Annotated in this window: 12 protein-coding genes, 3 tRNA genes and 2 pseudogenes; 7 read left to right on the top strand and 10 right to left on the bottom strand. The window is 56.6% G+C overall.

Annotated features, from left to right (window positions below):
• Positions 1 to 2: 2 nt before the first annotated feature.
• Positions 3 to 197, top strand: a complete 195-nt coding sequence (locus AC1DSG_RS16745) for a hypothetical protein (protein ID WP_477791881.1) — start codon at positions 3 to 5, stop codon at positions 195 to 197.
• A 302-nt stretch (positions 198 to 499) separates the two neighbouring features.
• Entirely contained in the window at positions 500 to 784 is a 285-nt protein-coding gene (locus AC1DSG_RS16750) for a hypothetical protein (protein WP_477791882.1), read from the top strand.
• A gap of 5 nt (positions 785 to 789) precedes the next feature.
• On the opposite strand, the gene AC1DSG_RS16755 is transcribed toward AC1DSG_RS16750, so the two are convergent.
• Positions 790 to 1,497: a TetR/AcrR family transcriptional regulator gene (locus tag AC1DSG_RS16755; RefSeq protein WP_477791883.1), complete on the bottom strand. Its 708-nt coding sequence runs from the start codon at positions 1,495 to 1,497 to the stop codon at positions 790 to 792.
• A 178-nt stretch (positions 1,498 to 1,675) separates the two neighbouring features.
• Between AC1DSG_RS16755 and AC1DSG_RS16760 the strand changes: the two genes are divergently transcribed.
• Both AC1DSG_RS16760 and AC1DSG_RS16765 read left to right on the top strand, forming a co-directional pair.
• Complete coding sequence (locus AC1DSG_RS16760; RefSeq protein WP_477791884.1) at positions 1,676 to 2,509, top strand: NAD(P)H-binding protein; 834 nt, start codon at positions 1,676 to 1,678, stop codon at positions 2,507 to 2,509.
• 54 nt (positions 2,510 to 2,563) lie between these two features.
• On the top strand, positions 2,564 to 2,731 hold the full coding sequence (locus tag AC1DSG_RS16765; RefSeq protein WP_477791885.1) for a hypothetical protein: 168 nt from the start codon (positions 2,564 to 2,566) through the stop codon (positions 2,729 to 2,731).
• Positions 2,732 to 2,795: 64 nt separating this feature from the next.
• Here AC1DSG_RS16765 and AC1DSG_RS16770 read toward each other — a convergent pair whose 3' ends face one another.
• Positions 2,796 to 8,741 carry a peroxidase family protein gene (locus AC1DSG_RS16770; RefSeq protein ID WP_477791886.1) on the bottom strand — a complete coding sequence of 1,982 codons (5,946 nt, stop codon included), beginning with the start codon at positions 8,739 to 8,741 and terminating at the stop codon, positions 2,796 to 2,798.
• A gap of 73 nt (positions 8,742 to 8,814) precedes the next feature.
• Here AC1DSG_RS16770 and AC1DSG_RS16775 point away from each other — a divergent pair, with 73 nt between their 5' ends.
• Positions 8,815 to 10,305 carry a sensor histidine kinase gene (locus tag AC1DSG_RS16775; protein WP_477791887.1) on the top strand — a complete coding sequence of 497 codons (1,491 nt, stop codon included), beginning with the start codon at positions 8,815 to 8,817 and terminating at the stop codon, positions 10,303 to 10,305.
• On the opposite strand, the gene AC1DSG_RS16780 is transcribed toward AC1DSG_RS16775, so the two are convergent.
• Both AC1DSG_RS16780 and AC1DSG_RS16785 read right to left on the bottom strand, forming a co-directional pair.
• Positions 10,306 to 11,004, bottom strand: coding sequence for a response regulator (locus tag AC1DSG_RS16780; protein WP_477791888.1), 699 nt, complete (start codon positions 11,002 to 11,004; stop codon positions 10,306 to 10,308).
• 480 nt (positions 11,005 to 11,484) lie between these two features.
• Positions 11,485 to 12,083 (bottom strand): annotated as a pseudogene (locus AC1DSG_RS16785) (DNA adenine methylase).
• A 114-nt stretch (positions 12,084 to 12,197) separates the two neighbouring features.
• Here AC1DSG_RS16785 and AC1DSG_RS16790 point away from each other — a divergent pair.
• Complete coding sequence (locus tag AC1DSG_RS16790) at positions 12,198 to 12,491, top strand: site-specific integrase (protein WP_477791889.1); 294 nt, start codon at positions 12,198 to 12,200, stop codon at positions 12,489 to 12,491.
• Positions 12,466 to 12,693 (top strand): tyrosine-type recombinase/integrase, encoded by a 228-nt coding sequence (locus tag AC1DSG_RS16795; protein ID WP_477791890.1) that lies wholly within the window; start codon positions 12,466 to 12,468, stop codon positions 12,691 to 12,693. Before AC1DSG_RS16790 ends, AC1DSG_RS16795 begins: the two co-directional genes overlap by 26 nt.
• Positions 12,694 to 12,775: 82 nt before the next feature.
• Here the strand turns inward: AC1DSG_RS16795 and AC1DSG_RS16800 are convergent.
• The 6 genes and pseudogenes from AC1DSG_RS16800 to gacA all read right to left on the bottom strand — a co-directional run.
• Positions 12,776 to 12,862: transfer RNA gene (locus AC1DSG_RS16800), tRNA-Leu, on the bottom strand.
• 195 nt (positions 12,863 to 13,057) lie between these two features.
• Positions 13,058 to 13,131: transfer RNA gene (locus AC1DSG_RS16805), tRNA-Cys, on the bottom strand.
• 45 nt (positions 13,132 to 13,176) lie between these two features.
• A tRNA-Gly gene (locus AC1DSG_RS16810) sits at positions 13,177 to 13,252 on the bottom strand.
• A 63-nt stretch (positions 13,253 to 13,315) separates the two neighbouring features.
• Positions 13,316 to 13,876 (bottom strand): CDP-diacylglycerol--glycerol-3-phosphate 3-phosphatidyltransferase, encoded by a 561-nt coding sequence (gene pgsA, locus AC1DSG_RS16815; RefSeq protein ID WP_223513238.1) that lies wholly within the window; start codon positions 13,874 to 13,876, stop codon positions 13,316 to 13,318.
• A gap of 33 nt (positions 13,877 to 13,909) precedes the next feature.
• A complete protein-coding gene (gene uvrC / locus AC1DSG_RS16820) occupies positions 13,910 to 15,733 on the bottom strand; it encodes an excinuclease ABC subunit UvrC (RefSeq protein WP_477791891.1) in 1,824 nt (607 codons plus the stop codon).
• Between the two features lie 2 nt (positions 15,734 to 15,735).
• Positions 15,736 to 16,032, bottom strand: a pseudogene (gene gacA, locus AC1DSG_RS16825) (response regulator transcription factor GacA); the annotation flags it as partial.

Below are 16,032 nucleotides of genomic sequence, written 5' to 3' on the forward strand. Positions count from 1 at the left end.
CCCTGCTCGACTCCCGGCAGGCTCGACTTGCCGCCGCGTGCAAGGAAATCGCCGACTGGGTCGATCATCAAGGGGGACACCCGACAGCCCTCAGAATTCGCGATCGGCTAAACGACATCGAAAAAGACACCCCCCTGATTCGAAACACACTGTCGTCTTTAAAACCTGTCGACCCACCGCTCCCACGGTTCAGATGAGTCGATTCGGACACGCTTCGCAAGAACAGGGCCTGTCTCAGGCCCTCTGAACGGAGAATTCATCTTCACCGGTTTTGCGTATGTCCGTAGATCTGCTGTTGCCCCCCAACCCGGCCTGATACCGGGTTTTTTCGACACTTCTTTCACCTCACATTGACAACCCACGACCTATAGTCAGTCACTCCTTTGAAGAATTACCTAGGTCTGCCCGCATGCAGGCCTTTTTTTTGCCCGCCAGGAAGTCAGCGAACGCTAGCGTTTGCGGGGGGTCAAACGATCACACGTCGCGAAGGAGACGTTCCATGGTCACCCACTTCAAAGTCAGCGGGCACTTGGCCTGCGGTCACAAAGGCAGCAACCTTACGTCCACCCAAGAACTGAACCGTGTGAAATGCAGAAGTTGCCGAAACACCGACGCGTACAAGGAAGCGCGCAAGGCCCAGCGCAATGCAGCGCGCCGTGCTGCACGCAAAGCCAAAGCCACTCACACCGCCAATGACTGGCGCTCAGCCTGGACCGAGCGGCTTGTCGCCATGCCCGGTCTGCAAAGACTGCCTCGCGGTTTTACCGGACAGCCTTTTGTTTAGAAGGCTCAATCAACAGCTGGGTCGACGTCGCTCGACCCACTGCTGATCAATGACCCAGCTGAATGCTGGCTCGCGGGCCGCATGATTTCTGCGAGCGACATGCGCTTGAACGCTTCGACCAATCGCCGCCCCTCTGCAGGCGCGCAGGTAATGGCCAGTCGCATGGTCGCCTCACCCATTTGCCAGATCAGAAAAGCCGCATCAGCGACTTGCTGGGCGTCACTGTCTGGAAACACCCGAAGCATCGCATCGGCCAGTAACCTGCCTGCCACACGACTCTCCTGTAGTTCCAACGCCAGCAGTTGCTTGTCGGCCTGCATTCCAGACCAGATATCACGCATCACCKGCTCTGCCTGAACGATGTCGTAATACTGCTCGAGCAAGTCCGAATACGCCTCGCGCAACCCTTGTGCGTCCTGGACCGCCCCTAGTGCCGCTTCTATACACCGGCGACTCTCGGCGTTATAGCGCTCGGCCAGCGTGCGGATCACAGAGCTCTTGTCTGGAAAGTACTGATAAAGCGATCCGATCGAAATCTCCGAGCGTTCGGCAATTTCACTCATCTTTAACGAATCGCTGCCCTTGGTCGCGATCAGCTGCGTCGCTACGGCCAGTATTCGCTCTTGTCGCTCGCGACTGCGTTGTTGCGTGGGGTTGCGCCGGGACGGCTCTGAAAAGGGCTGTTCGCGCCCGGTGATGACTTTCTTCGGCACTGCATTTCCCCGATCAATAACGTGACATGCACTCACCTTAGCACTGCACAAAAACACACCCAAGGGAGTAGTGGCCGTACGTCGGTTTACTCCCGCATGTTGGTTGACGGCTGAATATGAGCGTTTATCATCTTTTTAACGTGAGCAATACTCACATTAACCGATGGAGATGAACGCGATGAACACGCAAGGCACCCTCCTCATTCTCGGAGCAACTGGTAAAACAGGAAGCAGGATTACTCAACGTCTAAAAGCTGCGGAACTGCCCGTGCGCCTTGGATCCCGCCGGGAAAATCCCCCCTTCGACTGGGAGGATCAGTCCACTTGGCAAGCATCGCTTGATGGCGTTCAAGCTGTTTACATTTCCTACCAACCGGACATTGCCGTTCCGGGCGCCGTCGAAACGGTTCAGGCATTTACCGACTTGGCTGTTCAAAGCGGCGTCGGCAAACTGGTGCTGCTATCCGGACGCGGAGAGGCCGAAGCGGAACAGGCCGAGCGCATTATTCAGAACAGCGGCATCGACTGGACCATCCTTCGTTGCAGCTGGTTCTTCCAAAACTTCAGTGAGGGGCATTTTCTGCAGCCCCTCCTTCAGGGTGAACTGGCGCTTCCCGTCGGCAACATCGCAGAGCCTTTCGTCGATGTGGAAGACATTGCCGAGATAGCAGTCCAGGCGCTATCCCTACCTGGACACGCAGGTCAGCTATATGAATTGACCGGGCCACGGGCGCTGACGTTTGCTGATGCAGTCGATGAGATCGCTCAAGCGGCCGGTCGTGATATCCGCTTCGTCGGCGTACCGCCGGATACCTATCGAAATGAGATGGAGCAGGCACAACTTCCAGACCAGTTGATCGATCTTGTGCTGTACCTCTTCACAACGGTGCTCGATGGTCGTAACACCCCACTGACCGATGGCGTCCAGCGCGCACTCGGTCGGCCCGCACGAGACTTTGGCGATTATGTTCGGCGCACCGTCGCTACGGGAGTCTGGCAAAACCAGGATTGAAATCGGTGAGCATCGTCTATCAAAAATTGCGGAACAGAAACGACAAAGGCCTGCATGAGAAAACTCATGCAGGCCTTTGATATATATGGTGCCGAAGCCGGAATCGAACCGGCACGCCCTTACGAGCGGGGGATTTTAAATCCTCCGACTGGTGATTGCTTGAAAAAGCAGGTGGATGGGTTTAAGCGCACTGGAGGGAAATTGTTTGGCGCAGTGACCTAACTTGTACCTCCATAGTAAAAACGACGCCCTCTTCAAAGGAGGGCGCCGTTTTTGGTTTAAAGCCTTAAACCACGCCGACGAAATCGCTCGCTGTCAGGGCGACATGCCCGACCAGATCAATTTGGAAATCGGCGCCATTACCGCTGTTGACATTGCCCTCCACATACGTGTGATCAACCCCGCCGACATTGGCGAAGTGGTACTTCAATTGCGCTTGGTTACTGAACTCAGTGCCGACGCCATTCCACTCGCCGAGAAAGGCAAAGTCCTGATTACCGGCGGAACCTACGCCGGAGGTCCGGGCATCGATCAGCGACAGATCGATGTGGTCAGCTCCCTGCGCAAAGTCGGTGATCACATCACGGCTTGCGGTCGAAGTGCCGGAGTCGTTCATTGCGCTGAACATAAAGATGTCCGCCCCCGCCCCACCGGTCAATATGTCGCGATTGCCATTGCCGGTCAGCGTATCGGCGCCGCCTCCACCGCTGAGGGTGTCGATGCCGCCTTGCCCGGACAGGGCATTGTTGGCGTTATCGCCGGTCAAGCTGTTGGTACCGTTGCTGCCGAGAACATTCTCGATGCCGCTCAAGGTGTCGTTACCGGTTTGCGAACTGCTTGCCAGGCCAGTAGACAGGTTGACCGTGGTGTTGGCAGAGACCCCCGACAGGTCGTAGGTATCGGTGTCGCCACCACCGTCGTAGCTGTCATTGCCGTCATTGGCCGACGCCCGGAAGGTGTCGTTGCCAAGACCACCAAACAGGCTGTCCAGGCCTTGCCCACCGACCAGGATGTCGTCACCGCTGCCACCGTCCATCCAGTCGTTGCCGCCCTGGCCTTRCAACAGGTTGCTGACGCCGTCGCCCTTGATGTGATCGTTGCCAGAACTGCCGGTGACGTTCTCGATGCCCGTCAGGGAGTCATTGCCGGTCTGGGTGCTGGTTGACGTGCCGACAAGCAAATCGACCGTGGCCGACGCCGATGTGGCCGATAAGTCATAGGTGTCGGTGCCTGTGCCGCCGTCATATTGGTCATTACCGTCGTTCAGCGATGCCAGCAGCGTATCGTTGCCTGCCTCACCAAAGACGGTGTCGTTGCCGGCCAGGCCGCTAAGTCGGTTGTTGCCGCTATTGCCATGGATGACGTTGTCCAGCCCGTTACCCGTGCCGTTACTGTTGTTCGCCCCCACCAAGGTCAGGTTCTCGACGTTGGCACCCAGGGTGTAGCTGACCGAGGACATAACCGTGTCTGTGCCTTCGTTCAGACTTTCCTGAACCGCATCGCCATTGGCATCCACCCTGTAAGTGTCGTTGCCCGCGTTACCCCGCATCGTGTCGTTACCGCTGCCGCCGTCCAGCAAGTCGGAACCCAGCCCGCCGCTGAGGACGTCATTGCCCGAGTAGCCCATCAGGATGTCCTGATAGTTGGTGCCATTGAGCGTGTTGCTCAAGAAGTTGGTGCCTTCGATGAAGCGCCCTACCGCTTCCGAAGGGTCGGACGTCAGTTGTTCCACTGTGCCGTTGTTGTCGGTGTACGTGGTGATGACCCGTAACTGCTGGCCGAACTGCGCCGAGGTGGGCGCAAAGGTCGAAGCATTCGCCCCGGCAATACCGATCCAGGCCGCGCCCACCAGTGCTTGCCATTGGAAGGTGAACCCGCTTGGCCCTGGCAAGCCGTCGGCGTCCTGTATGGTCGAGGTATTGGCGGTCAGCCGGTATTGAGCCGGCACCGGACGGCCAGGTGTGGTCGGCGCAGTGGCAAACCCCGACAGCACCGCATTGCCGGTTGGCAGACTGTTGGTGATGTTCAGGTTGACTGTGCGGTCGGCGAAGCGCAGTTTTTCAATGCCAGTCACGATATCGGTGCCATCGACATTCGCCGCGCCGCCCCGCAAATCCACCACTTTGAACGCCGTGATCAACTCGCCACCCGGCCGGGTGTCGGTGAACTTGGTGATGCTGTAGTCGGCAAAATTGCCACTGTACAGCGCTTCATCGGCTGCGCCGTCGGCCGTGCCTGGGGCTGCGTGGTTGTCACCCAAAATGAAGTCCGGACGGGTCGCTTGCAGGCCAGTAAAGTGCTGAGCGAACCCCTGACTGGCGAGCAAGTGATTCAGATCGGCGAGTTTGATCGAATCGCCTACGATTACGTCATTCGCGCCATTACCCTGGGAAACATCATCGCCACTGCCGCCTATCAACCAGTTTTCTGTGGCATTACCGATCAGCCCAGCCAGAGGGTTGGCCGCAGTCGTCGTGTTTGCACGACTATCGCTGAAGCGTGAACCGATCAAACCCTCAATGTCTGCCAGCATGGCGTTGAACGGCTGGAACAGCACAGCGGTGCCTGGCGCCGCCACGATATTCTGATTGTTAAGGTCTGCCGCCGCATCCAGGACAATGTTCACATCGCTGAAGGCCGCGATGTCGAACCCCACGTCACCGATGGCTTCATCACCGTCACCTTGACCCGGAGCGCCACCCAGGCCAGGCAACAGAATGTCGTCACCGACACCTCCAAACTCCTGGTCACCAGTGGAACCGCCGGAAATAATGTCATCACCGTCCTCACCGAACAGAGTGTCCGGGCCGTCGCCACCGTAGATCTCGTCGTTACCATCACCGGCATGCACAAGATCAGTGTCGCCGCCGGCGTCGATGTAGTCATTGCCAGCGCCACCGTACAACTCGTCGATCCCGGCTTCACCGTAGAGGTGATCGTTACCGTTACCGCCAATCACCACATCGAGGGCACCTGCGCTGGTCCCGGCATAGATGGTGTCGTCCCCTTCCCCGCCATCGAGGAAGTCTTCGATATCACCGCCGTAGATCACATCGTTGCCGTCACCGCCATAGATATGGTCAGCACCGGCCTTGCCGTCGAGGATGTCATCGCCACCTTCGCCATAGATCGTATCGTCGCCATCGCCAGCGTCGAGCCAGTCGTTGTAGTCGGTGCCAGACAATACTTCGTGCGAGTTGTAGCCCACTGCCGCAGTGCCATCAGGGTTCTCGCCCTGGTCCGGACGGTAGTCACGGATATAGGTTTGAGCAGTATGCGTTTCCGGACTGGTCAGGCTGACCAGCAAGCCGTTACCGCCAATCCCGCCCGCGCCACCGGTTGAGTAAACGCCGACATGGTTCGCCGCAATCAGCGCGCCGTATTTGTGCTCGCTCTTGTACGCCGTCGCACTGGCGCCGGAGTCGGTGTTGCTCAGTTCGATGTAGCTGTCGGCGTATCCGAATACATCACCGGCCAGGTGCCGGGCATCGGTGGTGCGTTCAATGATGTCCTTGAATTGCTCGGTCACTACCTGTTCGTTGAGGTTGGTCATCGCCGGCAAGCCGAGGTCGAGGCGGAATAGGTAATAGAAACGGTCGCCATCCATCAACCGTTCCATCTGATCCTCGAAGATAGCGTTGAAGGTTGTGCCCAGCTGCCCGGTGTAGACGTGTTTTTCCGCGAGGCCACCAATCCACAGATCAATCGCGTTGTAGCCGTCATAACCGGCCACATGATTGCCGTTGGCATCTGCCGCACCGGAAAGGAAATAGGCCGCCTCTTCAGCCGTGACGCTGCCACCGGCATAGTTGGTGGTAACACCTGAGGTATCGGCATCGATGATGGCTTGGGCATGGGCCACGTCACCATCAAATGAATAGGCAGCGATGAAGTTCACCAGTGACTCGGGGTGAATCATGTTGTTGGCGAAGTCACTCCAACTGGTATAGGGCGTCAAGCCATCCACGATCAGGTTCGTGTGATGCTGCGCACCTGCCGGTGATGCCCTCTCCTCGATGAGCGCATCGTGAATCTGCTGACGCGCCTGGTTCAGTGTAGGCAGGCCCAAGTCGCGACCACGAGCCAGGTTGATGGTCGCCAAGTCCAGCGGTTGACCGAGCAAGCCTTGTTGCAGGGCCGGGGTCACGAATTCGTCGATTTCGTTGCTGATCTGCCGGGTCATGCCCAAGGCAATGGCTGTCGGCCCCACCTCGGCAAAACCGCCGGGGTTGAGAAAAGCCTGCTCCAGTGCGTAGTGGGTGATTGCACCGGTCAGGTCGTAGCCACCACTGGCATTTTTTTCCAGCGCATCGATGGTTTCGCGCAGTTGCGAGTGGCCGAAACGAAACGCGGCCTGGCCATACTCCAGCGAAATATTGGCGTTAATGCCCGAGTCATAGGTCACAAACTCTGGCAAATCCGGGGTAATCAAACGCGCGTACTGGTCGATCGCAACGTGCTGGTATTCCATTTCCACCGTCAACTTGGCGGCGTAGAACAGTTTGTCCTGATCCCAGGACACGGTGACGCCATCGGCCAGTGTGAAATTGCCGTTGGCATCGTTGTAAAAACCGCCGCTGCCGTTGCTCACCTGGACCTGCCAGTTGTGCCGCACATTGACGTCTGTCTGCCCCAGCACCTCGTTCTGCAGGTTGATCAGCTGCACGTTGTGGTCTTCATGGAAGACGTGGTGAATGGCGGTGAGGCCGAAGTTTTCGTTCACCCGACCATCACCGGCAATGTAGTGATCGCCCACCGATTGCAGCAGCAACTCGTTGGCCACCGCAAAATCGGCACTGCCGGGAGCCGCGCTGATGGAGAAATCGGAAAAGTTGACGAAGCTGAACAGGTTTTTCGGCCCCGAATTGTCATAGTTGATGACCATTCCATAAGGGTTGTTCGTGTCGAACGTGATGCTGGTGATGTGCGCATCCAGCGACATCAGCTTCGCTTGATCGATATGCACATCATCAAAGTGCGGGTTCATGTCCAGCAGGATCGCTTCGCGGGTGTACACAGCTTGTATGCCGGCGGTCCCAGGGTCGGCATCCAGTACATGGCCGCTGGCATCCCGCACGCGGAAGTTCGCGATATCGTCCCAAGTCAGATCGTCGCGACCGGTTGCCAGCACATGAGCGCGCAATTCGCTCAGGGTCGGCAACGTCTGGTGGGTCAGCACACCGTTGAGGGTCCAGGCGGCTTCGTCGCTTAAGGTTGTGCCGTCAAACAGCGCCGCACCCGCGATGAACTGGCCGGGGTGATTAGGGTCCGCCACCCACTGACGGAGCAATTGAGTCACAGCCTCATTGGAGCCATAAGTCTGATTCTGATCGATATAGGGCGAGTCAAGGTTGACGTATTGCGGCTGGCCTTGACCGTCCACTTCGCTGACCGAAGCCCGATGCACTTTGATCGAGTAAACCGGCTGCCCGTCCGGGCCGATGGAGCCGTACAGCGGATCATCCGGCGCCAGAGGAATAGTGATCGTCGCGTTCTGATTGGGTTTGTTGATGAAGTCCAGCCCATGGTCGAAAAACTGCCCGAACAAGGTGAACCAGCCGGTTGTCGACGGGTCACCGCTGACGGTGTTCTGGTTGCGAATGTAGTACTGGCCGGAATCCGGTGAGGTGGTATCCACCTCGCCAATGGTGCCAAGAATCCCCGGATCAGTGACGATCGCTACGCCCGTGGCGGTATGCTGGATGTGCCCGTTGGCGTCAGTATCAAAAGTCACCCCGCCACTGACGATGGTCTGGCTGATCATCCGGGGGGTGTAGTCCACTAGCGAAGCTGTTGGTTCGCTATACAGTGAACTACTGTCAGTCATGGGCGTGACACCAGCGGGAACGCCCGGTCCGGCCAATGCAGCGTTATCCAGATTCTGATGAACGTAATGCGCGTAGTCCGAGTGGGTCAGGCGAATGAAGTTCTGACCAAAACTACCCCAGCTCTGTCCGTCCTGGGTCAGGTTATTGAAGTGGCCGGAGACGTCGCGCAAGCCGATCGGGTCCCTTGCGCCGTTGTACCAGCGGGTTTCGCCGAGCGGAATATCCAGGGGGTTGAAGCTGCCGAGAATACCGAGCACATAGACATTGCCCTCCGAACCGCTGTAGCCGTAAAGAGGATCACCGGCGGCGTTATAACCCACGACATGAATGGTCGGAAACGTAACCTGCTGGTCAAGAAACGAAATATCCTTTTGATTAAGGTTGAAGCGCTTTAGCTCATACATGTCAGTCTCCAGATATCCGTTGAGTTGCTGGGTTTTCCAAACGACTTATCACGATGATCAGGGAACCAAGCCAATGGCAAAAGATGCAAAAGTCGAATCAAAAAACGAGACTTCTATCGCGGATGAGACTGAGACTTTGGTCGAACCAGCCCCTCCTGTTGACGAGGAGGTTCGCGATGGAATCTGGAGTACCCGCATCGGGGGCCGGGTGCGCAAGCTGAGTCGCTCGACCCAGTTTGTCATTGCTGCGGCGGTGATCCTGGGACTGACCATGTTCTCCGTCGGCGAACTGGTGAGCCAACGAATAGAAAGTGCCGCAGTACAAAGCGCGGCAGAAGCAGGCGCCCACTACATGGAAGCGTTTTTGGAGCCCTATGTGCAGGAGATGAGCCGTGACAACAGCCTCTCGACTGCAAGTGTCCAGTCCCTGGACCGCCTCATGGAAAGTCGTGCGCTAAATGAGCACATTGTCTCGATCAAGATCTGGCGAGCGGATGGCACGGTGGTCTACAGCACGAATAAAGCCATCACCAACCACAAATTCCCAGTAAACGAGATTACCGAGGCGCTTAAGGGCAAAGTGGTCACCGACCTTGAAGAGCTGAACCAGGATGAGAACGAGTTCGAGCGCAATCTAAACGTTCCGCTCTATGAGATCTACGCGCCCCTGCGGGATTTCAGCTCCAGGAAAGTCATTGCGGTCGGCGAATTTTATGAAAAGGCCGATAGTCTGGAGCGCGAGATCAATCGTGTCCGAGAGCAGGTATGGGAGGTTGTCGGCGCCGCGACGCTGGCAATGCTGACGCTTCTTTTCTTCATCGTGCGACGCGGTGACAAAATTATCCAGCGCCAACAAGTGGCACTGCACTTACGGCTGCAGGAGCAAACCCGTTTGCACATCAGCAATGCCGAGCTACAGCTCAAGATGGCGACGGCGACCCAGGAGTTTTCCCGGGTCAACGAACTCAACTTGCGGCGCATTGGTGCAGACCTGCACGATGGGCCGGCGCAGTTATTGACCTTGATTCTGATCTGGCTCGACGAGTTGGCCGATAGCTGCTCGACTGTCGATCAGGAGGCGCTGGAAATCATTCGTGGTGCCGCCACCGACGCATTGCGGGAGGTCCGCGATTTATCACGTGGTCTGGCACTTCCGGAAATTAACGACTTGAGCCTGGTGGAAGAGTTGCAACTGGTGGCGCAACGGCACGAGCAACGCACCGGCACCAAGGTCACCTTAGCCTTGGGGCCGCTACCAGCGGCCACGCCGCTGCCGCTCAAACTCTGTTTGTACCGTTTTGTGCAAGAAACCCTCAACAACGCTTACCGTCATGCCAACGGCGAGGGTCAGGTCATCCAGGCGCAATACATTGATCAGGTATTAAATATCAGCGTCAGGGATAGTGGTCCGGGTATGGCGGCGGACGCCATGCAACTCGATTCATCCGGCAGAACCCGATTGGGGCTCGCCGGTTTGCGTTATCGCGTTGAATCTCTGGGCGGGTTGTTCAGTATCGACTCTTGTACCTCAGGAACGTCGGTCAATGCACAGTTCAAACTTTAGTCAGAAGCGGCTCCGGGCATCCATTGGTGTTTTCCTTGCRCCTATGTGAAATCGCCCGAGAGCTTCGTGCTCCCTGTAATGCCGTAGGGCCGTGACCGCTTCGACACGATTTCGGGCGTGCAGTTTCTGCATCACACAGGTCATGTAGTGCTTGACGGTTTTTTCGCTAATCAACAACTTTGACGCGACCTCCCTATTGGTCAGTCCCTTTGAAACTTCATAAATAACCTGCTCCTCACGCAGGGTCAGATCAAACGTGTGAATCTCCGCTTCGTGTTTCTTGAAGCTACTCAGCAGTTTGTTTACAAAATCGGGGGTGATATACGTCTGCCCCTTGGCAACTAGCCTGATTGCCAAGACCAGTTCCGGTCCGCTGACACCTTTCAACACATACCCGAGCGCCCCGGCTTCCAGCGCCAAAAAGGCGTCATTTTCGGATTCTGAAACCGTCAGCATCAGCACCTTCACATCCGATAACTCAGTGGAAATGAAGCGCACCGCGGCGAAAACATCACCCGGCATATTGACATCCATCAGCATCACATCCGGATGCACCCTCTGGGCGATATCCCTGGCATCTTGTGCACTGGAGCCCTGCTCCATGACCTTAAGATCCGCCCGTCTTCTCAATATGTTGGCAACGCCCTCACGCAACAACGGATGGTCGTCGACAATGCAGATACGAATGAACGGATTCATGACGCGCTCCCGAAAGGATGAATACTCGAACACTCATTGATTAATAGCAGGAAACCTGGGGATGACACCGGTCACCCGTCGTGTGTCCCAGGCTCCGGGCGTTCGAAAATCAGACTTAGGTCTGATAAAAGTCGATCGTCAACAAACAATCACTATTACAAACGTATAAGCATTTACACCGCAAGTAATTGTTTTTAAAGGCTTCTAAAATCGTCAAAAAACAGACAGCCTCATAAAATCCAGATACACCTTTATCCGACCAACAGTCGCTCTCCTACGCCCAGGATTCCGATAGGCACTCCACAAATTAAAGTTGCATGTCTACGATATAGCTACAGCTTTGGGAAGAAACCACTAATGCATACAGTTCTAAAAACTAAAACTTTGGCGAATGCCAGACTTCTTTTTGCAATCTTTAACGATGATGGATTGGCGGACTCATCGATTTAGACACCGTCCCTTGGGTCGAGAAATTTGACGTCAAAATAGTCCTCCAAGTGCTGCCGACTCCCAGCTCATGATCACCAGTCCGCCACTGACCTCGGCCTTGCCCTGCCGTTGATTGGTTGTGGTGTAGCACGTCGTAGTGCTCGGCGCATTCCAGCCACGGCAGGTTTTCGACAAAGGTGCCGGACAGGCGCTGCCAGGCGGCCGAGAGGTTTTTTTCGATGCGCAGCAGGTTAATTGCTGGACCTGTGATGGCGGTACCAAAGGTTTACCCGGTGACCTTGCCGGCAAAGGCATGGTGCTGCAGGTAAAAAAATCGGGCGGCACGCTGTATGTCGGTAAGGGTTTCCGGGYGGGTCATCTTCTGCCACTCGAACACCTGTCGTGAGCTGAGCGCCCATTTGAACTGGCGCACAAACTCTTCGACGTGGTTTTGCACTACGCGGTACAACGTCACCAGGTCACCGTTGATGTCGTTGAGTACTTCCACCGACGCCGCCTGAGGTCGCAAAGTACAGCGCGGCGCCGCCAGCAAAGACTTCGACGTAGCACTCGTGGGGTGGAAACAGTGGGATAAGACGGTCGGTCAGAAGGCGTTTGCCACCCATCCAAGGGATGATAGGTGTAGACATGTTTAGCCGGCGGCACGCATCACGCACTTGTGCAGCCCGTGGCGGCGCCGTTCCTTACCAAGTGCGCAAACGGCTTAGCACGCGCGGGACGTATACATCGAGGACGAACTACTGTTGCAAGTCTGGGAATGCGCTGAACAGTCTCTCCGCGATGCACTGGATCTGTTTTACCTGACTGGGCAACGTATCGCCGCCACACTGAAAATGGACGAAAGTCACATTCGGGACAAACAGCTTTGGGTCCAACAAGGGAAAACCGGGGCCAACCGCCACATTGAGCTGGTCGGTGAGTTGAAAGCACTGCTCGATCGCAATGCTGCAAGGAAGGAGCTATTCACGATCAAGTCGAAGAAAGCTGATCATCATGGAGGACGGCAGACCGATGACGTCGCGGACATTACGCACTAGATTCGATAAAGCGAGGGAAGATGCCGGGATCGATAAAGCACACTTTCAGATGCGTGATTTGCGGGCCAAAGCAGCCACAGACAAGGAAGAGTCGACTGGCAACATTCGAGAGGCGATGGACCAGTTGGGTCATACCACCGTCGTGATGACCGAACACTACATCCGCAATCGGAAAGGTAAGAAAGTGACGTCGACAAAATAGGAATTGCGGCAACATTCAAAAATTGCGGCAATAAAAAACTAAGGGCCTGCATGAGGTATCTCACGCAAGCCCTTGATATTCATGGTGCCCGAAGCCGGAATCGAACCGGCACGCCCTTACGAGCGGGGGATTTTAAGTCCCATGCGTCTACCAGTTTCGCCATTCGGGCGGTAGCGCGGTGAAGCAGTCTAAAAACTGACAGGTGACAACCTGGCAATTCCGACGCTTGTGCAGCAGAGGGGGAAATATATACACCCCGCCTCGGTGAAGCAAGTTCGCAGATGACCTTTTCAAGACAAAATCTTGCAGGGCTGCGCAAATAAAAAAGCTCCGTAAATCATAGATCTACGGAGCTTGTTTATAGTGGAGGCCGAGGTCGGAATCGAACCGGCGTAGGTGGATTTGCAATCCACTGCATAACCATTTTGCTACTCGGCCTCAAACATTTGCTGTCAGTAGCACAACAACAAATGCGTACAAACTTGGAGCGGGAAACGAGACTCGAACTCGCGACCCCGACCTTGGCAAGGTCGTGCTCTACCAACTGAGCTATTCCCGCGTCTTGGTGTGGCGCATTCTATAGAATCCAGAAGCCCCGTCAACCCCTTGATTCAAAAAAGTTTTATTTCTTTTCAACGTCGGTCTTCAGATGCGGCCAGGCAGCCCGCAAGTACTGGACCATGGACCACAATGTCAGGCCCGCAGACACCAGCAGCAAGGCATAACCGATCAAGACCCAGAAGGAAAAGTCTGACGGATTGGCCAGCAGGATAACCAGCGCGAGCATTTGCGCGGCGGTTTTCCATTTGCCCAGGTTCGACACCGCCACGTGAGCACGGGCGCCGAGTTCGGCCATCCATTCGCGCAATGCCGAGACGACAATTTCGCGACCGATGATGACAGCGGCCGGCAGCGTGAGCCACAGGTTGCCGTGTTCTTGCACCAGCAGGACCAGCGCGACGGCGACCATCAGCTTGTCCGCCACGGGATCGAGGAAAGCCCCGAACGGGGTACTTTGCTCCAGGCGTCGGGCCAGATAACCGTCCAGCCAGTCTGTGGCGGCGGCAAATGCGAAGACCGAGGCAGACGCCAGGTAGCTCCAGTGGTAAGGCAGGTAGAACAGTAAAATAAAGATCGGGATGAGCAGGACGCGTAGAACGGTAATCAGATTAGGGATATTCATCGGCACAACTGGCTACGAGGTGAGTTGGGCATTCTACTCGCTGTGCAGATTTGCATAAATCAACTCTGCGAGCTTTTTACTGATCCCGGGTGCTTTGGCGATCTCCTCGATGCTGGCACGAGACAGCTCCTGCAATCCACCAAAATGTTTTAATAAATCGCGACGCCGTGTCGGCCCGACGCCGGCCACGCCCTCAAGCGTGGACGTGCGGCGAGTTTTCCCACGGCGTGCGCGATGCCCGGTAATGGCGAAACGGTGAGCTTCGTCGCGTATTTGCTGGATCAAATGTAGCGCAGGGGAATCGCCGCGCAAGGTGAACTCGTGGGCCGCATCGTTGAGGTACAAGGTTTCGAAACCGGCCTTGCGCGTCGCCCCTTTGGCCACGCCCAACAGAATCAAGTCAGGCACCGCCAGTTCATTGAGTACGTCACGCGCCATGGACAGCTGACCCTTGCCACCGTCCACGAGCAGAATATCCGGCAGCTTGCCCTCTCCGTCCTTCAACTTGCTGAAGCGKCGGGTCAAGGCCTGATGCATTGCGGCGTAGTCATCGCCCGCCGTCACGCCTTCGATGTTGTAGCGGCGATAATCGGATTTGATCGGGCCTTCCGGGCCAAACACCACGCAAGACGCCACGGTGGCTTCGCCGCTGGAATGGCTGATGTCGTAGCACTCCAGACGCTGCGGCGGCTCGTCCAGGTTCAACACTTCTGCCAACGCATCGAAACGTGCCGCGACATGCTGACGATTCGCCAGACGCGCGCCCAAGGCCTGCTCGGCGTTGGTGACCGCCAGTTGCTGCCAGCGCGCTCGCGTACCGCGAACCCGATGACTGATCGTCAGCTCACGACCACGCAGGGCTTCAATGGCCTCGATCAACGTCGGGAAGTCTTCATGAACCACGTTGACGATCAACTCGCTCGGCAAGTCGCGCTCGGGGCTGGTGATGAAATACTGACCGAGAAAGGCGGCCATGACTTCGGAAACGTCTTCGTCGATGCCGGTCTGCGGGAAGAAGTTCTTGCTGCCCAGCACCCGCCCGCCGCGTACGCTGATCAAGTGAACGCAAGCGCCGCCCGGATTGACGAAGGCGGCGATCACATCGATATCGCCGGTGCCGCCTTCCATGCTTTGCTGGTCCTGGACTCGACGCAACAATGAAATCTGGTCGCGCAACTCGGCGGCGCGCTCGAACTCGAGATTGATCGCAGCCTCTTCCATGCCCGCGGACAATTCGTCCGTCAGCGCATTGCTGCGCCCCTCAAGGAACATCACCGAGTGGCGAACGTCTTCGGCGTACACCTCTGGCTCGACCAACCCCACGCACGGTGCCTTGCAACGTTTGATCTGGTATTGCAGGCAAGGTCGCGTGCGGTTTTTGTAATAGCTGTCTTCGCACTGACGGACAAAAAAGGTCTTTTGCAACAGGCTCAGGCTTTCGCGAATCGCGCCGGCGCTCGGGTACGGACCAAAATACTTGCCCTTGGCCTTCTTCGCACCGCGATGGATGCTCAAGCGCGGGAACTGACCATCCGAGAGAAAGACGTAGGGGTACGATTTGTCATCGCGCAGCAGGATGTTATACGGCGGGCGCCATTCCTTGATCAGCGTCTGCTCAAGCAGCAGGGCTTCTGTTTCGTTGGCGGTAATGGTGGTTTCGACTTGCGCGATACGGGCCACCAGCGCCGCCGTCTTGGGCGCCAGACCGGACTTGCGGAAGTAGCTCGACAAGCGGTTTTTCAGATTCTTGGCTTTGYCGACATACAACAAGCGCGCATCGCTGTCGAACATGCGATACACACCGGGGCGCCCACTGACCGTCGACAGAAAAGCGCTGGGATCGAAGACGTCAGTCATTGTCAGAGGCTGGCATCGACCATGCCGTGACGAACCGCCAACAGCGTCAGCTCGACATCACTGCTGATCGAAAGCTTCTCGAAGATGCGGTAACGGTAAGTGTTGACCGTTTTGGGTGACAGGCAGAGTTTGTCGGAAATAATCTGTACTTTCTGGCAGCCGACAATCATCAGCGCGATCTGGATCTCGCGCTCAGACAACGCATCGAAGGGCGAATCGTTGGTCGGCTGGAAGGACTTGATCGCCAGTTGCTGGGCAATTTGCGGACTGATGTAGCGTTGCCCCGCAAACACCAGGCG

It is taken from the genome of Pseudomonas sp. P5_A12 (assembly GCF_056400685.1).

Excerpts from the sequence above, each read along its gene's own strand:
- AC1DSG_RS16750 (WP_477791882.1), top strand. The coding sequence starts at position 500 with ATGGTCACCCACTTCAAAGTCAGCGGGCACTTGGCCTGCGGTCACAAA.
- AC1DSG_RS16760 (WP_477791884.1), top strand. The coding sequence starts at position 1,676 with ATGAACACGCAAGGCACCCTCCTCATTCTCGGAGCAACTGGTAAAACA.
- AC1DSG_RS16765 (WP_477791885.1), top strand. The coding sequence starts at position 2,564 with ATGAGAAAACTCATGCAGGCCTTTGATATATATGGTGCCGAAGCCGGA.
- AC1DSG_RS16775 (WP_477791887.1), top strand. The coding sequence starts at position 8,815 with ATGGCAAAAGATGCAAAAGTCGAATCAAAAAACGAGACTTCTATCGCG.
- AC1DSG_RS16795 (WP_477791890.1), top strand. The coding sequence starts at position 12,466 with ATGACGTCGCGGACATTACGCACTAGATTCGATAAAGCGAGGGAAGAT.
- pgsA (WP_223513238.1), bottom strand. The coding sequence starts at position 13,876 with ATGAATATCCCTAATCTGATTACCGTTCTACGCGTCCTGCTCATCCCG.